Origin of the sequence: Micromonospora cabrerizensis, assembly GCF_022230955.1 — a bacterium.
Taxonomy (GTDB): Bacteria; Actinomycetota; Actinomycetes; order Mycobacteriales; family Micromonosporaceae; genus Micromonospora; species Micromonospora cabrerizensis.
Genome location: NZ_JAKKFI010000060.1, coordinates 61,350 through 85,125, shown reverse-complemented (window position 1 = coordinate 85,125; position 23,776 = coordinate 61,350). Strand labels below are relative to the sequence as shown.

General features: G+C 71.2%; 22 protein-coding genes and 1 pseudogene. 4 read left to right on the top strand and 19 right to left on the bottom strand.

Annotated features, from left to right (window positions below; genetic code table 11):
* Positions 1 to 8 precede the first annotated feature (8 nt).
* Positions 9 to 1,352: an FUSC family protein gene (locus tag LADH09A_RS14150; RefSeq protein WP_238645526.1), complete on the bottom strand. Its 1,344-nt coding sequence runs from the start codon at positions 1,350 to 1,352 to the stop codon at positions 9 to 11.
* A 149-nt stretch (positions 1,353 to 1,501) separates the two neighbouring features.
* On the opposite strand from LADH09A_RS14150, the gene LADH09A_RS14145 reads away from it, so the two are divergent.
* Positions 1,502 to 2,107, top strand: coding sequence for a hemerythrin domain-containing protein (locus LADH09A_RS14145; RefSeq protein ID WP_238645524.1), 606 nt, complete (start codon positions 1,502 to 1,504; stop codon positions 2,105 to 2,107).
* A 70-nt stretch (positions 2,108 to 2,177) separates the two neighbouring features.
* Here LADH09A_RS14145 and LADH09A_RS14140 read toward each other — a convergent pair whose 3' ends face one another.
* Positions 2,178 to 2,348, bottom strand: a complete 171-nt coding sequence (locus tag LADH09A_RS14140; RefSeq protein WP_274529508.1) for an antitoxin — start codon at positions 2,346 to 2,348, stop codon at positions 2,178 to 2,180.
* Positions 2,349 to 2,574: 226 nt separating this feature from the next.
* Between LADH09A_RS14140 and LADH09A_RS14135 the strand changes: the two genes are divergently transcribed.
* On the top strand, positions 2,575 to 3,678 hold the full coding sequence (locus tag LADH09A_RS14135; protein WP_238645519.1) for an AI-2E family transporter: 1,104 nt from the start codon (positions 2,575 to 2,577) through the stop codon (positions 3,676 to 3,678).
* On the opposite strand, the gene LADH09A_RS14130 is transcribed toward LADH09A_RS14135, so the two are convergent.
* A complete protein-coding gene (locus LADH09A_RS14130) occupies positions 3,679 to 4,332 on the bottom strand; it encodes a dienelactone hydrolase family protein (protein WP_238645517.1) in 654 nt (217 codons plus the stop codon). It abuts the gene before it with no gap.
* Between the two features lie 146 nt (positions 4,333 to 4,478).
* Between LADH09A_RS14130 and LADH09A_RS14125 the strand changes: the two genes are divergently transcribed.
* The gene (locus tag LADH09A_RS14125; RefSeq protein ID WP_238645516.1) at positions 4,479 to 4,664 is read left to right on the top strand and encodes a hypothetical protein; all 186 of its coding nucleotides are present in this window, start codon (positions 4,479 to 4,481) and stop codon (positions 4,662 to 4,664) included.
* Positions 4,665 to 4,710: 46 nt separating this feature from the next.
* Here LADH09A_RS14125 and LADH09A_RS14120 read toward each other — a convergent pair whose 3' ends face one another.
* From LADH09A_RS14120 to LADH09A_RS14075, 10 genes are all read right to left on the bottom strand, one after another.
* The gene (locus LADH09A_RS14120) at positions 4,711 to 7,083 is read right to left on the bottom strand and encodes a glycoside hydrolase family 65 protein (protein ID WP_238645515.1); all 2,373 of its coding nucleotides are present in this window, start codon (positions 7,081 to 7,083) and stop codon (positions 4,711 to 4,713) included.
* Complete coding sequence (locus LADH09A_RS14115; protein ID WP_238645514.1) at positions 7,080 to 7,883, bottom strand: HAD family hydrolase; 804 nt, start codon at positions 7,881 to 7,883, stop codon at positions 7,080 to 7,082. Before LADH09A_RS14115 ends, LADH09A_RS14120 begins: the two co-directional genes overlap by 4 nt.
* A gap of 59 nt (positions 7,884 to 7,942) precedes the next feature.
* A complete protein-coding gene (locus LADH09A_RS14110; RefSeq protein ID WP_238645512.1) occupies positions 7,943 to 8,407 on the bottom strand; it encodes a DUF4442 domain-containing protein in 465 nt (154 codons plus the stop codon).
* A 62-nt stretch (positions 8,408 to 8,469) separates the two neighbouring features.
* Complete coding sequence (locus LADH09A_RS14105) at positions 8,470 to 9,468, bottom strand: hypothetical protein (protein WP_238645510.1); 999 nt, start codon at positions 9,466 to 9,468, stop codon at positions 8,470 to 8,472.
* Positions 9,469 to 9,562: 94 nt separating this feature from the next.
* On the bottom strand, positions 9,563 to 10,864 hold the full coding sequence (locus tag LADH09A_RS14100; protein ID WP_238645507.1) for an ABC transporter ATP-binding protein: 1,302 nt from the start codon (positions 10,862 to 10,864) through the stop codon (positions 9,563 to 9,565).
* 134 nt (positions 10,865 to 10,998) lie between these two features.
* Positions 10,999 to 13,209: a bifunctional glycosyltransferase/CDP-glycerol:glycerophosphate glycerophosphotransferase gene (locus LADH09A_RS14095; protein WP_238645505.1), complete on the bottom strand. Its 2,211-nt coding sequence runs from the start codon at positions 13,207 to 13,209 to the stop codon at positions 10,999 to 11,001.
* Positions 13,210 to 13,224: 15 nt separating this feature from the next.
* Positions 13,225 to 15,186, bottom strand: coding sequence for a DUF5941 domain-containing protein (locus LADH09A_RS14090; protein ID WP_372492267.1), 1,962 nt, complete (start codon positions 15,184 to 15,186; stop codon positions 13,225 to 13,227).
* Positions 15,183 to 15,929, bottom strand: a complete 747-nt coding sequence (locus tag LADH09A_RS14085; RefSeq protein ID WP_030329600.1) for an ABC transporter ATP-binding protein — start codon at positions 15,927 to 15,929, stop codon at positions 15,183 to 15,185. Before LADH09A_RS14085 ends, LADH09A_RS14090 begins: the two co-directional genes overlap by 4 nt.
* Before the next feature lies 1 nt (position 15,930).
* Positions 15,931 to 16,758 carry an ABC transporter permease gene (locus LADH09A_RS14080; RefSeq protein ID WP_238645503.1) on the bottom strand — a complete coding sequence of 276 codons (828 nt, stop codon included), beginning with the start codon at positions 16,756 to 16,758 and terminating at the stop codon, positions 15,931 to 15,933.
* Positions 16,759 to 16,830: 72 nt separating this feature from the next.
* Positions 16,831 to 18,201 carry an L-serine ammonia-lyase gene (locus LADH09A_RS14075; protein WP_238645501.1) on the bottom strand — a complete coding sequence of 457 codons (1,371 nt, stop codon included), beginning with the start codon at positions 18,199 to 18,201 and terminating at the stop codon, positions 16,831 to 16,833.
* A gap of 460 nt (positions 18,202 to 18,661) precedes the next feature.
* Here LADH09A_RS14075 and LADH09A_RS14070 point away from each other — a divergent pair, with 460 nt between their 5' ends.
* Complete coding sequence (locus LADH09A_RS14070; RefSeq protein WP_238645500.1) at positions 18,662 to 18,871, top strand: PspC domain-containing protein; 210 nt, start codon at positions 18,662 to 18,664, stop codon at positions 18,869 to 18,871.
* Positions 18,872 to 19,548: 677 nt separating this feature from the next.
* Here LADH09A_RS14070 and LADH09A_RS14065 read toward each other — a convergent pair.
* From LADH09A_RS14065 to LADH09A_RS14045, 6 genes and pseudogenes are all read right to left on the bottom strand, one after another.
* Positions 19,549 to 20,364, bottom strand: a complete 816-nt coding sequence (locus LADH09A_RS14065) for a DUF4230 domain-containing protein (protein ID WP_238645497.1) — start codon at positions 20,362 to 20,364, stop codon at positions 19,549 to 19,551.
* Positions 20,303 to 20,515 (bottom strand): annotated as a pseudogene (locus LADH09A_RS32085) (pentapeptide repeat-containing protein); the annotation flags it as partial. The pseudogene LADH09A_RS32085 and the gene LADH09A_RS14065, both read right to left, overlap by 62 nt.
* Before the next feature lie 20 nt (positions 20,516 to 20,535).
* Complete coding sequence (locus LADH09A_RS14060; protein WP_238645496.1) at positions 20,536 to 21,699, bottom strand: acyl-CoA dehydrogenase family protein; 1,164 nt, start codon at positions 21,697 to 21,699, stop codon at positions 20,536 to 20,538.
* Positions 21,700 to 21,743: 44 nt separating this feature from the next.
* Complete coding sequence (locus LADH09A_RS14055) at positions 21,744 to 22,049, bottom strand: type II toxin-antitoxin system VapB family antitoxin (protein ID WP_030329612.1); 306 nt, start codon at positions 22,047 to 22,049, stop codon at positions 21,744 to 21,746.
* Between the two features lie 187 nt (positions 22,050 to 22,236).
* Positions 22,237 to 22,839, bottom strand: coding sequence for a nitroreductase family protein (locus LADH09A_RS14050; RefSeq protein WP_238645495.1), 603 nt, complete (start codon positions 22,837 to 22,839; stop codon positions 22,237 to 22,239).
* Positions 22,839 to 23,768 (bottom strand): aldose 1-epimerase family protein, encoded by a 930-nt coding sequence (locus LADH09A_RS14045; protein ID WP_238645494.1) that lies wholly within the window; start codon positions 23,766 to 23,768, stop codon positions 22,839 to 22,841. Before LADH09A_RS14045 ends, LADH09A_RS14050 begins: the two co-directional genes overlap by 1 nt.
* Between the last annotated feature and the right edge of the window lie 8 nt (positions 23,769 to 23,776).

Sequence of the window (23,776 nt, the reverse complement as noted above, 5' to 3'; positions counted from 1 at the left end):
TGACGGATTCACCGGGCCGGTCTCCCCTGCGGGGAGGCCGGCCCTTTCGCCATCCGCATCCGGGCGGCCAGGTGCGCCCGTCGACGCGCTCGCAGGGCCCGCGTCGGCCGGACGCGGTGCAGCTGTCGCCGGACCAGCGGGTGCACGGCCACCTCACCGGCGCCGGCGGCCCGCCGCACGATCCGGTTGGCGTCGTCCGGTTCACAACCGCAAGCCCGCAACAGGTCGCTGGCTGCGGTACGCAGCCCGGTGACCAGTGACTCGCCGAACGACTTGACCCCACTCGCGGCGGCCTGCCCGGCCAACTCGGCGCACTGCTCGATCAGCTCACGGGTGCGTCGGGGGTCGTCACCGACCCGGCACTCTGTACGCATCTCCGTCACCGCCTGACCCAACCGGCTCACCGCTTCCGCCAGCTGCGGCGGGATCGGTTCGTCGTACTGCAGTGCGGTCGACGACCAGCGGGCCAGGGCACGGGTGTCCAGCAGCAGTCGTTCCAGGTGGTCCGCGGTGCGGGCGTACCGGTGGTACTGCTCGCGGCGGTGCCAGCGGACCGGGGCGAGCGTCACCACCTCCTCCGCCCCGCTCAACGCGTCGTGCAGCCGGCTGACGTCGTCCTCGGTGCCCCGCAGCCGTTCCAGGACGCGCATCGTCCGGTCCCCGTCGCGGTCCCGCAGCCCGTCTGCCAGCTCGGCGAGCTGTTCGGAGAGAACCGCGAAGATCGGCGCAGCGGCCCGGTCCAGGACCCGCATCGGGTTGATCGGCAACAGCAGCGCGACCACCACCAGGCCGACCACCCCGCCGACGAGCGCGTCGAAGATCCGGGGCACCTCCAGGCCACGGTCCATCGGAGCCAGCGTGGCGATCAGCACGGCGGTACCGCCGGCCTGACCGACCAGCGGACCGCCCCTCCCCGCCACCAGCAACGCGACGGCGATGGCCAGGGCAACCACCACGCCGGTCTGCCACGGGCCCGAGCCCAGCAGGAAGCGCAGCGTGTCGCCGATGACGATGCCCAGGGCCACGCCGCCCAGCAGCTCGAACGTGCGTCGGGCCCGCTGACCGATGGCGGTGGCGATCGTACCGACGGCGGCTGCGGGCGCGAAGACGTGCGATCCGGGACCGAGCAGGTTCTTGGCCAGCAGGGCGGCGATCGCCGCGGCCAGCCCGGCCTGGATGGAGATCACCAGGGTGACCTCCCACTGGCGGGCTCGGATCCGGCTGGCTTTCCCGCCCCGGTGCCGCGCCCGCTGGACCGCCTGACCGCTCCGCTCGGCAGCCGCGTCCAACCGCGACCGGTCGCGGTCGGCGGGTGGGCGGTCGTCGGCCATGGCGGCGCTTACCCCGGTCACGGCGGGGCAATCGTGCCGGTCCGGCCCCACGAACACCATCGGCCCCAGCGGAATCGTTGCACCCATCGTTGTCCATGGGTTCGTGCAGCCCCGTGGGGGTACCAGGCCTCACACCTCCCACCGATCCGCAACCGGTTAGGGGCCGTGACATGAGCTACCCACAGACCGACGACGACCACGACGTCGTCGACATCCTGGTCGCCGACCACCGTGAGGTCGAGGCCCTCTTCGTCGAGTTGGAGACCGGACAGTCCACCCTCGAACGCCGCCGCCAACTCGCCGACGTGGTGATCGCCGAACTCGTCCGCCACTCGGTCGCCGAGGAGGCGTACGTCTATCCGATCGCCCGCAAGGCGCTGCCCGACGGCGACCAGATCGCCGACCGCGAGATCGCGGAGCACACCGACGCCGAGCGGACCATGAAGGAGCTGGAGTCCGTCGACCCGTCCGACCCCCGCTTCGACGAGTTGCTGGCCCACCTGATGGGCACGATTCGCGACCACGTGCGCGAGGAGGAGAACGAACTCTTCCCCCGGCTGCGCGCGGCGACCGCCCGGGAGGAGCTGGTCGAGGCCGCCGCCAAGGTGACGGCGGTCAAGGAGATCGGCCCGACCCGGCCACACCCGGGAAAGCCGGACCACCCGCCCGCGAACAAGCTGCTTGCCCCGGGCATCGGTCTGGTGGACCGGCTGCGCGACGTGTTGAGCGGCCGGCCGACGTCGACGGACGACCTACGCGAGGAGCAGCAGCGCTGACCGGCAGGACGTCCACACGCAACGCTCCCGGGTCGCCGACGGCGCGGCGGCCCGGGAGGCGTCGGACGAGTCAACGGACCTGGTCGCCCTCACCGGTGCGTGCCTGGGCCTGATCGACGCCCTTGTCGATCTGGTCGTCGTACTTGCCGCCGGTGCGCTTGTCGGCCATGTCGCCGGCCTTCTCCACACCCTGGTCGACCTGCTTGTCGTGCTTGTCCGCGACATCCTTGGCCTTGTCCATGAAGTCACCCACGGCGCTCCTCCTCCGGTCCGGTCACTCCCGATGGCGTTCCCTCGGGCGGACAGCGCAAACGCCGTCGTCGCGGACGCGGTTCTCGAACACCCACCCGGGGCATTCCGAGCGGCGTACGATCCGCGCGGGCAGCGGCCAGCGCGGAGTTCGAGCGATACGGGTGTCGGCGCGGGACCGGCTGGGTACCGACTCGCCGAGATCGAGGAGGACCGACATGGCGGCAGAGGATCCCGGAGCGACACCGAGCGGCGCCGGGCCGCGCCAGTCGTGGGCGGCGCTCCCCTGGCTGGTCCGCACCGCGGTGTTGTGGAGCGCCTGCCTGGTGGTGATCGTCGCCGGGCTGTATCTGCTGGGCAGGATCGCCGTCCTGCTGGCGCCGCTGGCCATCGCGCTGGCGGCCACCATCTTCCTCACCGCGCTGCTCGACCCGGTGCTGCTCCTGCTGCGTCGGCTGCGTCTGCCGGCGGCACTGGCCGCTCTGTGCACCGTCCTTCTGCTGCTCGGCATCCTGGTGGGCGTCGGCGCGTTGGTGTGGAACCTGACCGCCAGTCAGTTCGACCAGCTCAGTCAGGAGTTGACGCAGGGCGTCGAGCGCAGCCGGGACTTCGTGACGTCGACGCTGCCGGTGACCGAGGCGCAGCTGGACCGCCTGGTGGACCAGGCCCGGCAGGGGCTGAGCGGCAGCTCGCCGGACCCGGTGGCGGGCGCCCGCACGGCCACCGAGGTGTTCGGGTCCGCACTGCTCGCCCTGGTGCTGCTCTTCTTCCTGCTCAAGGATGGCCGGTCGATGTGGCACTGGCTGCTCTCCCGGGTGTCCGGAACGACCCAGCCCGTGATGGCCGAGGCCGGCCGGGCCGGGTGGCAGACCCTCGGTGCGTACAGCCGGGGCACGATGTTGATCGCCGCGATCGACGCGCTGGGCATCGGGTTGGCACTGGTGGTGCTGCGGGTGCCGCTGGCCCTGCCGCTGGCGCTGATCACCTTCCTCGGCGGGTTCGTGCCGATCATCGGGGCGACGGTGGCCGGCGCGGTGGCGGTGCTGGTGGCGCTGGCCGCGAACGGCCCCACCACCGCGCTGCTCACCCTCGCCGCGGTCATCGCCGTGCAGCAGATCGAGGGCAACCTGCTGGAGCCGTTGGTGATGAAACGGCAGGTACGCCTGCACCCGGCGGTGATCCTGGTGGCGGTCACCGCCGGCACGCTGATCGCGGGGATCGCGGGCGCCTTCGTCAGTGTCCCGATCACCGCCGTCCTCTGGCGCGTCATCGACACCGTCCAACAGCGCCGCGCGACCTCGGCTCTCCTACCGGCGGAGTGATCATCGGCTGAGATGCGTGGTGAACCAGGTGCCGGCCTGGTCGGCGACCTGCTCCAGCGTGCCCGGCTCCTCGAAGAGATGGGTGGCGCCGGGGATCACCCGCAGCTCGCCGACCTCTCCCAGCTCGGCCAGCGCCCGCTCGTTGAGCGTGATCACCTCTTCGTCCAGGCCACCGACCAGGAGCAACGTGGGGGTACGCACCTGGGCCAGCGCTTCCTCGGCCAGGTCAGGTCGGCCGCCCCGGCTGACCACGGCACTCACCCGATCCGCCCGGGACGACGTCGCGACGAGCGCGGCGGCGGCCCCCGTGCTGGCGCCGAAAAGGCCGATCGGCACGTCACCGGCGGGGCGTTGCACCGCCAGCCAGTCGACGATCCCGGCCAGCCGACTGGCCAGCAGCCCGATGTCGAACCGGAGTTCGGCGGTGCGCGCGTCCACCTCGTCCTCGGTCGGCGTGAGCAGGTCCACCAGCACCGTGCCGAGCCCTCGACCGTTGAGCGCACGGGCCACCGCCACGTTGCGCGGGCTGTGCCGGGAGCTGCCGCTGCCGTGTGCGAACAGCACGACACCGACCGGCTGAGCGGGCAGCATCAGGTCGGCGGGGAGTTGGGCGTCGCCGACCGGAATGGCCACTGTGTTGCGCTGCTCGTCCATCCCGCACCTCCGTGAGTTCGCCTACGGCCCGGGTACCCGGCCGGCCGCGCCGCACGCCGCGTTTGCCCCTTGGGGCGTCGGGTACGCGCCGAGTGACCGCAGACCGTGTCGGCGCAACCGCGCCCCGACGGATCGCGAGGATCGCCATGGCCAAGCAGCAGATTTCCCGGCAGCAGCAGATGACCGAGCGGGCCCAGCGTGAACAGGACGCCGAGCCCAACCAGGATCAGGACTTCGGGGACCAGGCCGCTTCGGCCCGGCTGCCCGACGATCCCAAGGCGGCTGCTCCCCGGGACGCGATCGGCCGCCCGTCCACCGGCGAACCGGTCTGAGCACTGGTGCGAGGCGGTCGGGGCGGGAGCACTCCCGCCCCGACCGTCACTCTCCGTGCTCGGGCAGCCGCAGCAGCGGTGACCGGCCCGGTGGCTGCTCTGGCGCGGGCCCGGACGGCTCCGCCGGGGGCACCGGCACCGTCACCGGCTCGTCGCAGGTGACCCGTAGCACCTGGTCGTGATGGCGCAGTTCCACCACGTCATCCGGGCCGCCGTGGCGGAGCGAATAGGTCGTCTGGTGCGGTCGGACGTCCACCCGCAGCGCCAGCCCCCGCCACTGCAGGGAGAACTCCAAGCGGCTGAGTCGGCTGGAGAGCCGGGGAGCGAAGGACAGCTCGCCGTCGTGGTCGCGCAGGCCGCCGAACCCACTCACCAGGGCGAGCCACGCGCCGGCCAACGACGCCATGTGTACGCCGTCGCGGGTGTTCTCGTTGAGGTCGTGCAGGTCCATCAGCGCGGCCTCGCGCAGGTAGGTGTGCGCCAGCTCCGGGTGACCCACCTCGGCGGCCAGCACCGACTGGGTGCAGGCCGACAACGACGAGTCGCGTACGGTGCGGCGCTCGTAGTAGAGGAAGTTGCGCACCTTCTGCTCGGGGGTGAACGCGTCTCCCCGCCAGTGCATCGCGAGGACCAGGTCGGCCTGCTTGATCACCTGTTTGCGGTACAGCTCGAAGTACGGGTAGTGCAACAGCAGCGGGTACTTCTCCGCCGGCGTGTGCGTGAAGTCCCATTCCTGGAGCCGGGTGAAGCCCTCCACCTGCTGGTGGACCTCGAGCTCCTCGTCGTACGGGACGTGCATCGAGGTTGCCGCGTCCCGCCAGCTCGCGGCCTCCTCGTCGGTGACCCCGAGGTGGAAGGCGTCGTCCCGGTAGCGCATCACCACCTCGGCGGCGGCCAGCAGGTTCCGCTGTGCCATCAGGTTGGTGTAGATGTTGTCGTTCTTCACGGCGGTGTACTCGTCCGGGCCGGTGACGCCGTCGATGTGGAACTGCCCGTGCCGGTCGTGGTGGCCGATCGAGCGCCACAGCCGGGCGGTCTCGACGAGCAACTCCAGCCCGATCTCCCGTTCCAGCTGGGTGTCCCCGGTGACCATCACGTAGCGACGCATGGCATCGGCGATGTCGGCGGCGATGTGGAAGGCCGCCGTGCCGGCCGGCCAGTAGCCCGACGATTCCGGCCCCTCGATGGTGCGCCAGGGGAAGGCCGCGCCCCTGAGGTTGAGCGTCTCGGCACGCTCCCTCGCCGAGTCGAGCGTGCTGTGCCGCCACTGCAGGGCGCTGCGCACCGCGCTCGGCTGGGTGTACGTGAGCACCGGCAGGACGAACATCTCGGTGTCCCAGAACGCGTGCCCGTCGTAACCGGGGCCGGTCAACCCCTTCGCCGAGATCGGCCGCTGCTCGGCGCGGGCGCCGGCCTGGAGCACGTGGAACAGACCGAACCGGACCGCCTGCTGCACCTCGGGGTCGCCCTCGACCAGCACGTCGGACGCGTCCCAGAACGCGTCGAGGTAGTTGCGCTGCTCGCGGTGCAGGCCGTCCCAGCCGTCCAGCCGGGCGCCGGCCAGCGCCGCGCCGACCTGGTCGCGCAGTGCGGGCAGCGACCGCCGGCTCGACCAGCTGTACGTCAGGTACTTGACCACCCGTAGCTTCTCGCCGGGCTTGAGCACGCAGGCGATCGTGGTGCGGACCCAGTCCTGGTATCCCTCGGACTCGATGGTGGTGTGGTCCGGGCCGTGGACCTCGTGCTCCATGGCGGCGGCCACCCGCAGCCCGGAGACCTTGGTGCGGTGGATCAGCTGACCACCGTCCGGGGTGGTCAGCTCCTCCTCGGCCTGTAGGGGCGACTCCAGCACCGCCGCCACCCGGGGGTCCTTGCTCTGCGCGGGCAGCGACTCGTTCGCCACCAACTCGGACTGCACGATCAGCCGCAGCGGACCGTCGACGGCCTCCACCTCGTAGCTGATGGCGGCGACCGACCGCTGGGTGAACGACACCAGCCGAGTGCTGCGGACCTTGACCTCGCGGCCGGCCGGCGAGCGCCAGTGCAGCTCGCGGTGCAGGGTGCCGGCCCGCAGGTCGAGGATCCGCTCGTGGGCCAGCAGCTCGCCGTAGCGCACGTCGAGCGGCTCGTCGTCGACGAGCAGTCGGATCAGTTTGCCGTTGGTGACGTTGACGATGGTCTGCCCGGACTCGGGAAAGCCGTAGCCCGCCTCCGCGTACGGCAGGGGCCGCAGCTCGTAGAACGAGTTGAGGTAGGTGCCGGGCAGCCCGTGCGGCTCACCCTCGTCGAGGTTGCCGCGGAGGCCGACGTGCCCGTTGGAGAGCGCGAAGACCGACTCCGACTGGGCCAGCACGTCCATGTCCAGCCGGGTCTCCCGGACGTGCCACGGCTCGACCGGATAGGCCCGCTCCCGGATCACGCGGAGCCTCGTTCGCCAGCCGGGTGCGCGGTGGCGGCACGGTTCGGCGGCGGCGGGTCGACGACGCTGAGCAGCTCGGCGAGATCCTGCACCACGATGTCCGCGCCGTGCGCGAGCAGTTCGTCGGCCTGCCCGACCCGATCGACGCCGACCACGTAGCCGAAGCCACCGGCGCGGCCGGCGGCCACCCCGGAGAGCGCATCCTCGAAGACGGCGGCCTGTGTCGGGTCGACGCCGAGCAGGGTGGCCCCGGCGAGGAAGGTGTCGGGCTGCGGTTTGCCGCGCAGCCCCTGGGCGCGAGCGACCAGGCCGTCCACCCGGGCTTCCAGCAGCGGTTCCAGCCCGGCGGCGGCGACCACCTCACCGCCGTTGGCGCTGGCCGTCACCACGGCTCGGCGCAGCCCGGCGGCGGTCGCCGCCTCCAGGTACCGCACCGAGCCCGGGTAGACCTCGACGCCGGCGGTGCGGAGGCGCTCCAGCAGCAGGACGTTCTTGCGGTTGCCCACACCGTTGACGGTGTCGGCGTCCGGTGGGTCGTCCGGGCTGCCCTCGGGGAGCACGATGCCGCGGGACGCGAGGAACGAGCGGACGCCGTCGGCGCGGGGTCGCCCGTCGACATAGCGGTTGTAGTCCGGGCCCGGGTCGAACGGTTGGAAGGGCTCGCCGGAGACGGTGGCGCGCTGCCGGAGGAACTCGTCGAAGGTCTGCGTCCAGGCGGCGTTGTGCACGCGGGCGGTCTGCGTCAGCACACCGTCCAGATCGAAGAGACAGGCGGTCACATGAGCAGGTAGGCCCAGCACGGTACGAATCTATCCACCCCGCTGGGCCCGCAAACCCGTTTCCGCCGCCCCGGCGCGGTTCAGTTCGGCCGCAGCGTCCAGATCACGGTCATCGCCGCGGTGGACTTGCCCTCCTCGGTGGCGATCTCCACCTCGACCGGGAACTCCGGACGTTGACCGGACTCCAGCTCCTCGATGACCTCGAGCGCCGGCCGGCCGAGCCGTGCGGTGGCCAGCACCGGGCCCATGGCGAGCTTGCGGTAGGCGATGTCGGCCCGGACGGCGAGCGGCACGGCCCGGTCGAGCAGCTGCCCGAAGGCGGCCAGCACGACCGCGCCGGAGGCCGTCTCGCCGAGGGTGAACAGGGCACCGGCGTGCGGGCCGCCGATGTGGTTGTGGGTGGTCGGCGAGTCGGGCAGCCGGACGACCGCCCGCACCCCACCCTCCGCCTCGGGTGCCACCTCGACGAATTCGAGGCCGAGAGTCCGGGCGAAGGGCACCGCTTCCAACATGCCGGCCGCCACCTGGCGGGAGTCGATGGTCATGACCTGACGTTACTTGTCGGTAACCAGGCCGGCAACCAGGGATTTCCTCACTCGACCTGGGCTCAGAGGTTGGCGATCGTGCGCAGGATCTCCGCGTAGAAGTTGCCGTCGATGCTGCGGAAGAAGGCGAAATCCTGACCCGGGTCACCGAAGAACGGGCGCAGCGTCCACGCCAACTGGGTGCCGACGAAACCGAACAGCAGAATCCAGATGTAGAGCAGGGTCATGCTGGCCGGACGCTGCGACGGCTCGCCGCGTCGAACGGGCGGGCTGCCCCACGGGCGTTGCGCCCCCGGACCGCCCGGAGGGAACGAGGCGCCAGCCGGATGGCCGGCCCACTGAGCGGGCACGTGCGCCGGAACCGGCGCGGCGGTCGCGGCACCGTTCGACGTCGACTCGGCGACCGCGGCTCCGGCCGGCACGGCCACCGGCTCGGCATTCTGACCGGCGGCCGGGGTCGCGGCGGCGGGCACGGTGGCCGGCACAGCCTGGACCGGGGCCGGAGCGCTGACCTGCGCCGCGACGTACGCGTTGGCCTGCGCGCCAGCAGCCTCCGGCGCCAGCAGCCCGTGATCGTTGAGCACCTGCATCCCGCCGGTCAGGAAGCGCAACCCGACCAGGGCCGACAGGGTCAGGATCGCCACGTTGAGCAGCTTGAAGAAGCCGTAGTCCGGTGCGGTGATCAGGAAGAACAGGCTGATCGGCGCGAACGCCACGGCGAGCATCGAGGTGACAGTGATGGCCACCATCACCAGCGCCAACGACTGACGCACCGACAGCCGGGCACCGAAGACCAGGTTGAACAGGTAGAGCGTGGGCAGGCAGATGGCCAGCGTGACCAGGAACAGCAGCGGCAGCTTCAGCGCGGAGGTCAGCGCCATCAGCGGGCTGTGGAAGGCGCCCAGCACCGCCCCGTAGCAGGCCAACGCGATGGCGGAACTGGTCAACATACGGCCGGTCAGCGCATTGAGGTCACGCTCGGCAACGATCTGCTGCCAGATACTCCCGCGATCGCGCAGGATGCGCTCGATGACGAGCGGGCTGGGACGGTCACCCGACACGGGTGCACCCCTCTCGGTGGTCTTTCACAGTGGACTGGGTGCGCAGACGGTAGGACACCGGACGGCGGGCCCGCCACCCCGCTCCGGCGAGTCGTCAGCGCCAACCCACGTCGATCCGGGCGCCACGCTCGTCGAAGAAGTGCAGCGCGTCCATCCGGACCGAGACGGCGAGCGGGTGACCGGCGCTGACCGCCGGGTACGGCGCCAGCCGCACCGCCAGCTCCGCCGGGCGGCGGTGGTGCCGGCCCGGGTCGGGAAGCACGCTGGTCTGGGTGCCGCCGCCACTGGGTGCGTCCTGCGGCTCCACCGGCTTGCCGGTGAGCCGTTGCATCACCGAGCCGAACCGGCGCAGGCCACGCTGACCGACCGGTGGCGACTCCAGTGGCGCGCCCATCTCGTCGACCACGACCGCGGTCGCACCGATGTCGAGGAACGCCAGGGACTCGTGCCCGTGGTGCTCCAGGTAGCGGATCCGCCCCCGCAGCACGTCGCCGGGGGTGTCCGGGGCGACCGGGGTGAGTGCCTCGGCCCGCATGCCGACCACGATCCGCTCACCGTGGTAGTGCGCCACCGCCCGACTGCGGATGTCGTTCCACGGCAGGTAGAGCGACTGGTCACCGAGATTCAGCGTGACGTACCGGTCGAGGTGGACGTAGACCGACGCCTCCAGCAGGTTCATCCGTGGGCTGCCCAGGAAGGCGGCCACGTAGAGAGTCGCCGGCCGGCCGTACACCTGGGTAGGTGTGCCCACGTCCTGGAGCACGCCGCGGCGCATGATGGCCACCCGGTCGGCCATGGTGAGCGCCTCGGCCTGGTCGTGGGTGACGTAGACGGTGGTGACACCCAGCTCCCGGGTCAGGCCGGAGATCTCCGCGCGCAGCTCGGCGCGCAGGCCGCTGTCCAGATTCGAGAGCGGCTCGTCCATCAGGAACAGGCCGGGCCGCCGGACGATCGCGCGACCCATCGCCACCCGCTGCCGTTGGCCACCGGAGAGCTGACCTGGCTTGCGGGCCAGCACGTCACCGATGCCCAGCGCGCTGGCCACGTCGCCGACCCGCTCGTCCCGCGGCGCCTGCTCGATCCCCGCGAGGCGCAGTGGGAAGGCGATGTTGTCGCCGACGCTCATGTGCGGGTAGAGCGCGAAGTCCTGGAACACCATCGCGATCTTGCGGTCGCGCGGAGGCAGGTCGTTCGCCAGTTCCCCGTCGAGCAGCACCGCGCCCTGGGTCGGGTCCTCCAACCCGGCGATCATCCGCAGCACCGTCGACTTGCCGCAGCCGGACGGCCCCAGCAGCACCATGAACTCGCCGTCGTTCACATCGAGATTGATGCTGTCGACTGCCAGCGTGCCGTCCCTGAAGACCTTGCTCACGTCCTTGAGCGTGACGGTGCTCACCGTCGTCCCCCCCAGCTCGTCTGCCGAACCCCAGAAGACTGTGACCAGGATCATTGGATCCGCACATCGGGTAAACGTCTCATGTTCGACGGATGACACTGCTATTACACGACAAAGGAGACGGACAGCGCGGGTCAGCAGCGCGAAGATCGCCCGCTCGGCTCCCCGAGGAAAACCTCGCGCACCACCCGTTCCGCCGCGTGCCCGTCGTCCAATGTGCAGAATCGGCCCCGGAAATGCTCGCGGGCCTTGGTCGCCGCGTCCGCGCGCACCGCGTCGGTGCGGAACAGGTCGACCAGGTCGGCGAACGTGGTGGCCACCGCACCCGGCGGCTCGGCCGTCACGTCGAAGTAGACCCCTCGGGCCAGCCGGTACGCCTCCCAGTCCGGGGTGTAGAGCACGATCGGCCGGTCCAGCACCGCATAGTCGAACATCGCCGACGAATAGTCGGTGATCAACACGTCGGCGATCAGGTAGAGATCCTCCACCCGTTGGTGGCCGCTGACATCGCGGACCCGTTCCCAGTCAACGGGCCGACCGGGGCGGCGGTCCCGGTCGTGGAAATAGTGGCTGCGCATCAGCAGCCGGCCCGAGTCACCCAGCGCCCGCACGAACCGGTCCGGGTCGAACGGCGGCCGGTAGCCGGGAAGGTGCTCGCGGTGCGTCGGGGCGTACAGCACGACCTGCTCGTCGGGGTCGACGCCGAACTCCGCGCGCAGCCGGCGCACCTCGTCCGGACCGGCCGTGACCAGGCGGTCGTTGCGCGGGTAACCCACCTCAAGGGTCGTGTACGTGGCCGGGTACGCCCGGTCCCACATCTGGGTGGAGAAGCTGTTGGCGCTGACGCTGTAGTCCCAACGGTCGACCCGGCGCAGCAGCCCGGCGAAGTCCATCCGACCTGCGCCGATCGGATAGCGCTGCTGGTCCAGCCCCATCACCTTGACCGGGGTGCCGTGGTGGGTCTGCAGGTGCACCTGCTCCGGCCGCTTACGGACGAAGTCCGGAAAGTTGACGTTGTTGACCAGCCACCGGGCGCGGGCGAGGACCCGGTAGTACGCCGGGGTGCCGGCGACGACGTACTCCACCCCGGCCGGCACGCTGTCCACCCGGTCCCGGCGCACGATCCACACGCCGCGCACCCCCGGCGCCACCGTCCGGGCCGCCTCGTAGATCGCCGCCGGGTTGCAGGAGTAACCCCGGAACCAGTAGGCGGCGTACACCGCGAGGGTCGGGTCGACCGGCCGACGCAACTCGGCCCGGTAGTACTCGCGCAGCAGCCCGTCGCGGGTCAGCCGGGCACCGCGTCGCGCGGCCGGGCCGACCCGACGCCGGGCGGTGCGGGTCTGCCGGCGGGCGGTGTCGCGGGCACGGCTGGCGGCCCGCAACGCGCTGAAGGTGCGCCAGCGGCCGGACGCGACGAGCCGGTGCTTGATCCCCTCCACCCCGCCCGGCACCGGGTAACCGCCGGACGGCAGCCAGCGCTCGTAGTCGGCGGTGATCTGCGCGAAGAACGCCGGTCGCAGCTCCGGGGCGATCCGCTGGCCGTTGCCCAGCACGGTCAGGTAGTGCCAGATCATCCGCTCGAAGACCGCCGGCCGCAGGGCGTCGGTCACCGAGCCCCACGCGTCCATCAGGTGGAAGACCCGGTGCCACTGCGGGAAGACCTCGAAATGGCGGTCACCCCGGGTCCGGGTGATCGCGCCGGCGCGACGTTGCCGGTAGTTGACGCAGACCCGGTCGAGTACGCCGATCCGCTGCGCCGCCATCAGCACCGGATAGCTGAACGAGACGTCCTCGTACCAGCCCGGCGCGAAGCGCAGACCCAGGTCGGTCAGGAACTCCCGGCGGACCAGCCGGTTCCACGCGGTGTGCAGCAGGTGCATCGCCTCGGGCCGTTCCCGCAACCGGAAGGTGTCCGCTCCGGGCGACTCGGGGAACACCTCGGCCATCGCGCTGCGGGTCGCGGTGTCGTTCCAGTGGGTGCGGACGTGGTCGACCAGCAGCACGTCGGGGCGGGTCACCCGCAACCGCTCGGCGACCTCGGTCAGGCACTCCGGCGCCAGCCAGTCGTCGCCGTCGAGGAACCACACGTACTCGCCGACGGCCCGGTCCAACCCGATGTTGCGGGCTGGACCGAGGCCGACGTTCTCCGACAGCCGAACCGAGTGGACCCGCTGGTCGCGGGCGGCGTACTCGTCGATGATCTCGCCGCTGGCGTCCGGCGAGCAGTCGTCGACCGCGATCACCTCGATGTCGGTCTCCGGCTGACCGAGGACGGAGTCCAGACACTCCCGCAGGTATCCCTGCACGCGGAAGGCCGGCACCACGAAGCTGATCAGGGTCATCCGGCCGTCCCTCCGTCAGTGCGGCGCGGCACCTCCAGCGCCCACCGGCGCGACCGACGCCCGCGCGCTACGGGCCGGTCGCACGAACCAGGCCAGGACGACGCTCACCACGAAAACCACGAGAAGGTACGCACCGAGTGTAGCCAGCCCGCTACCCACCATGCCGGCAATCGCCGCGAGGGCCAGCAGCGCCGAGCGCCCCTCCCAGCCCAGCGTGAACGCGTGCAACGGCGGTGCCGCCTGCCGCTTCTCCAGCCGAGCCGTCAGGTCGTAGTGGTGCACGGTGAGCACGAAGACGTACCCGAAGATCAGCCAACCCGGCGCCCCGCCGACCACCCCGACCGCGATGGCGAACAGGTACTCGGCGGCCCGCAACGCGGCGGGCACCAGCCAGTCCAGTGGGCCGTTGTGCGCGGCCCCCGCGCCCAGGCCACCGACCAGCAGCACCAGCAGCGCCACCGGCACCGCCCAGCGCAGCCCGTCCGGCGAGTCACCCCACAGCGCCGCGACCAGCAGCACCGCCGGGCCGAGCGCGGCGATCACCGCCAGGGTCAGCGGCCCCATCGGGCGGACCACCGGCAGCCAGCGGGCCAGCGGGCCGTCGTCACGGTGCAGCGTGGCGTCGACCGTGTCCAGCACCGGCACCCACATCCAGCGGGCCCGCAACGTCCGCAACGCCCCGGTGTACGCGAACGCCAGCACACCCCAGACCAGAACGGCGATCAGGCTGACCAGCGGGTTGAACAGCGCCACGGTCAGCGCGATCAGCGCCCACCGCTCGCCGATCGGGAAGACCACGGTCCGCTTCAGCCAGTACGACAGCGACCCGGTGTCCGCCTGCACCCGGGTCGACGCCGCGTTGAGGCGGTCACCGATCCCGCCGCTGGCGGCCGACGCCGCTCTCGGTCGGCGGGCCGCCTCGTCGTGCAGCACCCCGTACCAGGTGTCGGTCATGTGCCGGACGGTCTGCAACGTCATCGCGGCGATCGCGAGCGCCCAGCCGTTGCCCAGCCCGGCGTGACTCACCCCGAAGCCCAACCCGGCGTAGACCAGGTACTCCTTGGCCCGGTCCGCCATCGTGTCCAGCCAGCCACCCCAGGCGCTGAAGTGCCGGGTGTAGCGGGCCAACTGGCCGTCCACGCAGTCCAGCACGAAACCGAGGTAGAGCAGCACCGCGCCGCCGACCAGCGCGGGCCGCCCGCCGACCCCGAACAGCACCGCCGCGGCCAGCGCGAACAGTACCGAAATCGCCGTCACCCCGGTCGGGGTGAGCCGGAGCCGGGCGCACCAACGGACCACGTACGGGGACCAGGTGCTGACGAAGTAGGTGGTGAAGAAGTCGTCCTTCTCCTTCACCGACAGCCGCAGCTCGGCCCGGTCCTCGTCGACCGCGGTCACCGCCGCCTCGGCAGCGGTCAGCCCGGCCTCGTCCTCGACCCGGTGGGCGACGAGCAGGCGTACCCGCTGGGCGAAGATCAGGGTGCCGAGCGCCGCGAGACCCGCGAAGAGCCGGTCCACGGCGGACCCGGGGCCACCCGCCGCGGCGCGCGCGGCGGCGGCGAGGGTCGGCAGGTCGTCCACGCCGACCCGCAGCGCACCGCCGAACACGCCGGTGGCGTCCCCGTCGAGGGCGTCGGGCGCACCGGCGTCGACCACCTGGCCGCGCTCCTCCCGCACGGCCGTCCGCCCGGGCACCGGCGGGTCGCCCAGCACCAGCGCCACCGTGGGCCCCACCGGGCTGGTGGCCAGGTGCCGCAGCACGGCGGTGTGCGCCACCAGGTCGGTGCCGGTGACCAGCACGGGGGCGGTGGCGGTGGCGACCAGCGCGGTCAACTCGTCGAGGGTGGCGGCGAAGCGCACCTCGTCGGCCCCGGCCCGGCGCAACTGCGCGGCCAGGCGGTCGGCCAGCGGCTCACCGGTCGCGGTGGTCAGGCCCGCTGCCGGCGACCCGGCGGCGAGCACGATCGCGAGCGTCACCGCGGGACCGCGGCGTGGTACGCGTCGAGCGCCTCGGCGATGGTGCCGTCGAGCGTCAACCGGCCCGCGTCGAGGTACAACCCCCGACGGCAGAACCGGGTCAGGTCCTTTTCGTTGTGTGACACCAGCACCAGCGTGCGCCCCTCCCCGAGCAGACGATCAATAGTCGCGTAACACTTCTTGCGGAACTCCGCGTCCCCGACCGCGGTCACCTCGTCCATCAGCAGGATCGGGTGCGGCAGGTGCGAGATGATCGCGAAGCCGAGTCGCACCTTCATACCCGACGAGTAGTGCCGGACCGACGTGTCGATGGCCCGCTCCACCTGCTCACCGGCGAACTCGACGATCTCGTCGAAGTGCCGCTTTAGGTAGCCCGTCGACAGCCCGTGCAACCCACCGACGAGGTGCAGGTTCTCCCGCCCGGTCAGGTCGTTGGAGAAGCCGGCGGACAACTCCAGCAGCGGTGCCACCGCGCCGTGCACCCGGATGTCGCCCTCGTCGGGGATGAGCACCCCGGCGATCAGCCGCAGCAGGGTGCTCTTGCCGGTGCCGTTGCGGCCGATCACGCCGACCGTCTCGCCGGGCTCGACGGTGAACGACACGTCCCGCAACGGCCAGAACTGGCCGGGCAGGGCACCACGTGCGCCCCGGTGGATGAACAGCTCCCGCAGGCGCAGTTGACGGCGACGGTTGCGGACGAAGCGGATGCCCAGGCCGTCGGCCTCGATGATCGGCGTGGCCACGTCAGAGTTCCTTGAGTACGGCGGGTTCCAACCGGCGGAACGACCACCAGCCTGCGGCCAGCACCAGCACGCTGCCGACGACCGTGGTGGCGAGCAGCCGGGCGTCCGGGAACTCGTCCGGGTACCAGATCGCGTGGTGCAGCTGGAAGATCCCGACCAGGGGGTTCAGCTCGTACACCACCTTCAGCCAGCCGGGCAGGCCGGACTCCCGGACCAGGCTGAGCGGATAGATGATCGGCGTGGCGTAGAAGAGCACCCGGATGATCAGCCGCATCAACCGTTCCACGTCGCGCATCAGCACGTTCCAGGCGGACAGCAGCAGGGCGAGCCCGGTCAACAGGACGGCCTGGACGGCCACCGCGAGCGGCAGGGAGAGCAGCGACCAGCCGGGGTGGATCCGACCGTGCACCGCGTAGACCACCGCGATGGCGACCAGGATCGGCAGGCCCGCCGCGTACTCGGCGAACCGACCGGTGACCCGGCCGATCGGGAAGACCTGACGCGGCACGTTCATCGTGGTGATCAGCCGGGACTGGCCGGTCAGCGCGTTCGTGGCCTCGCTCAGCGCCGAGCTGGTCCACATCCAGGCGAAGATCCCGGTGATCAGGAACAACGGGTACGACCCGGCCGCCTCACCGAGATGCCGGCCGGTGTCGCGGGAGTAGAGCACCCCGAACACGAACCAGTAGATGGCGCCCATGCCGAGCGGCTCGATCAACGACCAGAAGTAGCCCAGCACCGACTGCTGGTACTTGACCGCCAGGTCCCGCCTGACCAGGATGCGCAGCGAGTTGCGGTGCGACCACAACGCCGCGACGCCAGAGGTCACCGCGAGCCTCCCGCCTCCTGAAACGGACGACAGGTTAGCAGTCGGTGAACGAATGCCCCGAATCGGCCGGACTCAGCACTCGATCACGTTGACGGCCAGACCGCCACGCGCCGTCTCCTTGTACTTGACCTTCATGTCGGCGCCCGTCTCCCGCATGGTCTTGATGACCTTGTCCAGCGACACCTTGTGCACACCGTCGCCGCGCAGCGCCAGCCGGGCGGCCGTGATCGCCTTGATGCTAGCCACCGCGTTCCGCTCGATGCAGGGGATCTGCACCAGGCCACCCACCGGGTCACAGGTCAACCCGAGGTTGTGCTCCATCCCGATCTCGGCCGCGTTCTCCACCTGCTCCGGGGTGCCACCGAGCACCTCGGCCAGCCCCGCCGCCGCCATCGAGCACGCCGAACCGACCTCACCCTGGCAGCCCACCTCAGCACCGGAGATCGAGGCATTCTCCTTGAACAGCACCCCGATCGCGCCGGCCGTCAGCAGGAACCGCACCACACCGTCGTCGGACGCCCCCGGCACGAACCGGGCGTAGTAGTGCAGCACCGCCGGGATGATCCCGGCCGCGCCGTTGGTCGGCGCGGTGACCACCCGGCCACCGGCGGCGTTCTCCTCGTTGACCGCCAGGGCGAACAGCGTCACCCAGTCCATCGCGTGCAGCGGGTCGGGCGTCCCGGCGTCCGCCTCTAGGCCGCGCCGCAGCTCCGCCGCGCGCCGCCGGACCTTCAAACCCCCAGGGAGTACGCCGTCGCGCTCGCACCCGCGCTCCACGCACTCCCGCATCACCCGCCAGATCTCCAGCAGGCCCGCCCGGATGTCCGCCTCGCTGCGCCAGGAACGCTCGTTGGCCAGCATCACCTCACTGATCGACAGACCGGTGCGGGTGGTGACCTCCAGCAGTTGCTCCCCGGTCAGGAACGGGTACCGCACCACCGTGCTGTCCGGCTTGATCCGGTCCGCGCCGGCCGCGGCCTCGTCCACCACGAAGCCACCACCGACGGAGTAGTAGGTGCGGCTGCGCACCTCGGCACCGGCCGCGTCGTACGCCGCGAAGGTCATCCCGTTCGGGTGGTACGGCAGCGAGCGGCGGCGGTGCAGCGTCAGGTCCCGGTCCGGGTCGAAGTCGATCTCGTGTGCGGCCAGGATGTCGATCCGCCGCTCGGCCCGGATCCGCTCGACCCGAGGACCAACGGTGTCCGTGTCGACCGTCTCCGGCGACTCGCCGGAGAGCCCCAGCAGCACCGCCGGGCCGCTGCCGTGCCCGTGCCCGGTGGCACCCAGCGAGCCGAACAGCTCAGCCTGTACCCGTGCGACGTCGGTCAGCAGCCCGTCGGCCTTGAGCCCGGCAACGAACGTACGCGCGGCCCGCATCGGCCCCACCGTGTGCGAGCTGGACGGCCCGATACCAACGCTGAAGAGGTCGAAAACACTGATCATGGCCGCGCTTCCTCGCCGTCGTCCCGGCGTACGGGACCCGGCCGGGTCGTGACCGCCGGTCTGGCGGCCCCGCTCGTGACCGCCCGGGGTATGGGTGCCGGTCACCCGGGGTGTGGGTGGCCGATCTGCCAGCCTACCCGCCCAGGTCAACGCCCACCCGGCCACCGGGACGTGAGCACCTGACCGCCGCCTGCCGGCCACTGCAGGATCACGCTCGATCCATGTTGCAGTGGTGTTGGCCCGTCCCCGAGGCCACCACAACCAGGAACGAACGCGATCTCGGTCCCGCCGAGCGAGCCGTGGGCGGGATCGCGGCGGAGGCGTCAGCGAGGGGCTACCCGGGTAAAGCACCTACGGGTCCACGGGTCACCGCTCCTCCTCGGGACCGAGGGCGAGGTGGCCACCCCCTTCTACCGTGGATTGCAGACGCGGCGCACTGCCGCAGAGTGGGAGTACGACGATGAGTCGCAAACTGGTCCGGCCCCGCGAGGGGCGCATGCTCGCCGGTGTCTGCGCTGGCCTCGGTCGGCGGTTCGGCATGTCCGCCGGGATGGTCCGGCTGCTGTTCCTGCTGTCCCTGCTGCTGCCCGGCACACAGGTGATCGTCTACCTGGTCCTCTGGTTTCTCATGCCGAACGAGGACCGCTACCTGGCCTCCACCCAGCACTGACCCCATCCCTCACGCGCGCCGCGCACCGGCGCCCCGACGAGGCGACATCGCGTCCGGGAGGCCACTACAACTCGGTTGTAGTGGCCTCCTCAGCGTTCAAGGCCCCTGTTTCCACGAACTTGCGGGCGTGTATCCGCCCCACCCGGCACCGCCACTCCGACCAAAGCCCCGCCGGTCCACTGACTCACCGCCCCGGTCCCGCGCAGGCAGCAACTTCGGCGAAGTTGCTGCCTCACGAGCGCCCGAGGCACCAACTTCCTCGAAGTTGCGCAGATCTTGGGCAACGGTGACGGTGACGGGCCGGCGACGGTGACGGTGACGGTGACGGCCACGGGCCGGCGACGGTGACGGCCACGGGCCGGTTGGGCGCTGCCGGTCCGGGGTGCCCACCTCGCCGTTGATCGACTCGGGTTTGTTGAATTCGCGGTGTCCAGGCCACGGGGATACCGCGGATTCGGCAAACCCGAGTCGATCATGGAGCGCGCACAGGTCGCGGGCCGAGCGCGGACCTGCACCACAGCACGAACCTGCGATGAGCGACGGCAGACGGACGAACGGGAGGCCGCAGACGCCGACAGCCCAGCGCGAATGCCGACCGCGACCGCCGAAGGCCCAGATGGAAGCGCCCGCTCCGACGTTCGTCGGGGCGGGCGCTTGCGCGTACGGGGTGTGGCCGGTCAGGGAGCCGTGTAGGTGACCGTGATCTGTTGGTAGCCGAGGGAGCGAAGCAGCCCCTCCAGCATCTTGCGGGTGTTTTCCTCGGCTCGGGCGGAGAGGCCGCTGTCGCGGGCGGCGGCGGTGATCCGGTCCTCGGCGAGCTGGTAGACCTGCTGCTGCCGGTTGGGGTCGTTGCCGACCAGGTCACCGAGCCGGTTGAGCAGACCGCGCTGCTCCGCGAAGACGTAGCTCTTCTCCATGTCGAGGTTGGTCTCGCCGAGCTGCGGGGCAGGCAGTTTGATCTCGACGGACTTGCCGTCGGCCGACTGGACGACGGCACCCTCACCGATCTTGGTGAAGTCGACGTACGCCTCGACGCTGCCGGCCCCGACGAACAGGGTGCGCTCGTTGAGCAGGAAGTCGGGAACGTTGCGCCGGTCGTTCTGGGTGTCGACCACGACCTGGAAGTTGCCTTCGGCGGCCACGTAGCGGCTGAGGTCCTGGATCGACTTCAGCAGTGGCGGCTGGCTGCGGTCGGTCTGCTCCTTGGCGAACGGGTTGCGGAACTCCGGCAGGATGCCGGTCGCCTGGATGCCGAGCAGCACGACCACGGCCAGCGCGGCGGCCCCGAGCAGCAGGAGCAGGCCACGGGCCGCCCCACCACCGCCCGACGGACCACCACCGCCCGTCGGGCCACCGCCCGTCGGACCACCGGGGCCACCCGGGGTATCCGTGGTCGGCTCGGGTGTCACGGCCGACCGCTCCTTGAGATCGTCACCGGTCGGGTAACCGGGAAACTCCCTCGTGGGCTCGTTGATGCCAGCGTCGCGGGCCATCACCCTCACCGTCCTCGTCAGACACGTCGTCTGTCAATGACGGTACGGCCCCCGTACGACAGTCGCGCGTCGAGCGGCCGGAAAGCACAAACGGGCAGGTCAGCCCCGACAGATCAGCACCGGACAGATCAGCACCGGACAGATCAGCACCGGCAGATCAGCACCGGCAGGTCAGGCGAAGGCGGAGATCCCGGTGAGCCGCTGCCCGACGACCAACTGGTGGATCTCCGACGTGCCCTCGTACGTCAGCACGCTCTCCAGGTTGTTGGCGTGCCGCATGATCGGATATTCGCCGGAGACACCGTTGGCACCGAGGATGGTGCGGCACTGTCGGGCGATGGCCAGCGCCTCCCGCACGTTGTTCAGCTTGCCCACGCTGACCTGCTCGGGTCGCAACCGGTGGGCGTCGGCGAGCCGGCCCAGGTGCAGCGCGAGCAGTTGACCCTTCACCAACTCGACGGCCATGTCGGCGAGTTTCGCCTGGGTGAGCTGGAAACCCGCCAGCGGTCGACCGAACTGGGTGCGGGTGGTGGCGTACGCCAGGGTGGTTTCCAGGCAGTCGCGCGCGGCGCCAACCGCGCCCCAGACGATGCCGTACCGGGCCTCGGTGAGGCAGCTCAGTGGCGCCTTGAGCCCGATCGCCTCGGGCAGCCGGGCGTCCGCCGGGAGCCGGACGTCGTCGAGGGCGATCTCGCCGGTCACCGACGCGCGCAGCGACATCTTGCGGCGGATCTCCCGGGCCGTGACACCGGGCGTGTCCATGGGTACGAGGAAACCCCGCACGCCCTCGTCGGTGCGCGCCCAGATCACCGCGGCGTCGGCGATCGGCGCGTTGGTGATCCACATCTTGGCGCCGCTGAGCACCCAGTCGTCGCCGTCGCGGCGGGCGCGGGTGGTCATCGAGGCGGGGTCGGAGCCGTGGTCCGGCTCGGTCAGGCCGAAGCAGCCGATCGCCTCGCCGGTGGCCATCGACGGCAGCCAACGTTGCTTCTGCTCCTCGCTGCCGTAGCGCCAGATGGCGTACATGGCGAGTGAGCCCTGCACCGAGACCAGGGATCGGAGGCCGGAGTCGCCGGCTTCCAGCTCCTGGCAGGCCAGGCCGTACGCGACGGCGGAGGCGCCGGCGCAGCCGTAGCCGGTGAGGTGCATACCGAGGAGGCCGAGCTTGCCGAACTCGCGGGCCAGCTCGCGGGCCGGCACCTGGCCCTGCTCGTACCAGTCGGTGACGTGCGGGCGCACCCGGTCGTCGACGAGTTGGCGGACGACGTCGCGGATCTGTCGCTCTTCGTCGGTGAGCGACGGGTCCAGATCGAGCAGGTCCAGCGCAGCGGTCATGGACGCCACCCTAACGAAGGTTCAGTGTGCGACAGAAGGGCTCGTCACTCGATCGGCTCGGAGAGCACCAGCACCCGGGCGTGGATCTGGTTGCGCTGCTGCAGGGCGGCGCGCAACGCCCGGTGCAGCCCGTCCTCCAGGTAGAGCCCGCCGTTCCACTGCACGACGTGCGGGAAGAGGTCACCGTAGAAGGTGGAATCCTCGGCCAGCAGCTTGTCGAGCGCCAGCTCACGCTTGGTGGTGATCATCTGATCCAGGCGCAGTGGCCGGGGCGGGATCTCCGCCCACTGCTTGAGCGTCAGATTGTGCTCCGGATAGGGACGCCCGTCCCGGACCGCTCTGAAGATCACGACGGCACGCTCCCCTCCCCGTGGCCGGGCCGACCGACGGCGCCGAGCCGGGCCGCGGCGGGCACCGCGCGGCGCGGCACCGATGACCGTGCCAGCCTAGCCGCCCAGCACACGACTCGTTTCGCTCCCTGATGTCAGTTTCGCTACCGGTCGTCCGATCCTCAAGCGGACAAACGGGACAGGGTGCTCAACTCCACCGGCCGCGCCGCACCACCTCGTCCATCGGACGACGCCCTCGGCGCAGCGACGGTGACCTATGGTCGGCCGCGCGGTAACCGATTGTGACGGCACCGACGGGTTGGTAGTCCTCCGGCACGCCGAACGCGTCGCGGTAGGTGGCAAGTCGCTGCGGCGGAATGCCGAAGAAACAGGCCCCCAGCCCCTCGTCCACGGCGGTGAGCAACATCAGCAGCGCCGCGAATCCGGTGTCCACGTGCCAGTACGGCACCGGCCAGCGGTCGGGGGACCGGTCCGTCCACCCCTTGTCCGGCTCCGCGTACCGCCGCAGGTAGACCGACTCGTTGGCGTGCGGCACCACGATCAGTGGTGCCCTGCGCATCCCGGCCAGCCAGCGCTCACGCCCACCGCCGTCCGGTGTGGTGGCGGCCCAGAACCGCTCCCGGTCGGTTGGCTCCTCCAGGACCAGGAAACCCCAGCCCTGGGCGAACCCGGCCGACGGCGCGCGGACCGCGTGGTCGAGCAGCCGGTCCACCACGTCGGGCGGGACGGGCCGGTCCGGGTCGTAGTTGCGCACCATCCGCCGACGCCGGACGACCTCGGCGAACTCCATCAGGCCCCGGGCCGGATGCCCCAGGCACCCCGCCAGGTCGTCGCGGGCTTGAGGGTGAGCACGTCCCGGCCCGAACGGAACGCGTCCGGTGGGCAGGTCATCGGCTCGATCGCCACCGAGCGGCGGTGCCGCTCACCGGTGAGCGCGTCTCCGGTGAACACCTGCCACCAGCCGAACTCCGCGTCCGCCCAGATGCTCACCCCCGCCGAACCGTCCGGCGCGGACAGGCTCACCGAAGAGCCGCCGTCGGCGTCGCGGATCACCTCGCCGAAGCAGAGGTCCAGCTCGGCGGCGCCGATCCGGCGCGCGCTGGTCCAGTCGTACTCGGTCCCGGCCACCGGGGTCACGCCGACCGGCAGCAGCCGACCGTCCACCACCAGCCGGCGACGGGCCGGGAGTCGCATGACCAGATCGTCGACCGCGACGCCCGGCAGTTGCAGGTACGGGTGCACGGAGAAGCCGAACGGCGCGGCCTGCCCGCCGATGTTGGTCACCTCGTGCTCGGCGCGCAGCCCGTCCTCGCTGACGCTCCACCGGCTGAGCAGCCGCAACGGCCACGGGTAGCCGGGCTGCGGCGGCAGGTCGTAGCCGAGGGTCACGGCGGCCTCCGACTGCTCCACCAGGTGCCACGGCACCCAGTTGACCAGCCCGTGGATGGCCACGTGCCGCTCCGGCTCGGTCAGCGGGAGCTGGTGCGCCTGCTCCCCGAACGCGTAGCGGCCGTCGCGGATCCGGTTCGGCCAGGGCGCCAGCACCTGCCCGGCGCAGCCGGGGCACACCTCGTCGGTCCGGTACCCGTCGACCAGGTCGACACCGTCGTGCCGGTACGTCCGGAGCCCACCGCCCACCTCCACGATGACGGCCTCGTGACCGGCGGCGGAGATGGTCCACTGGGCGCCGGAGAAGGGGCGCTGATCGGGGCTTTCCATGCCGGCGA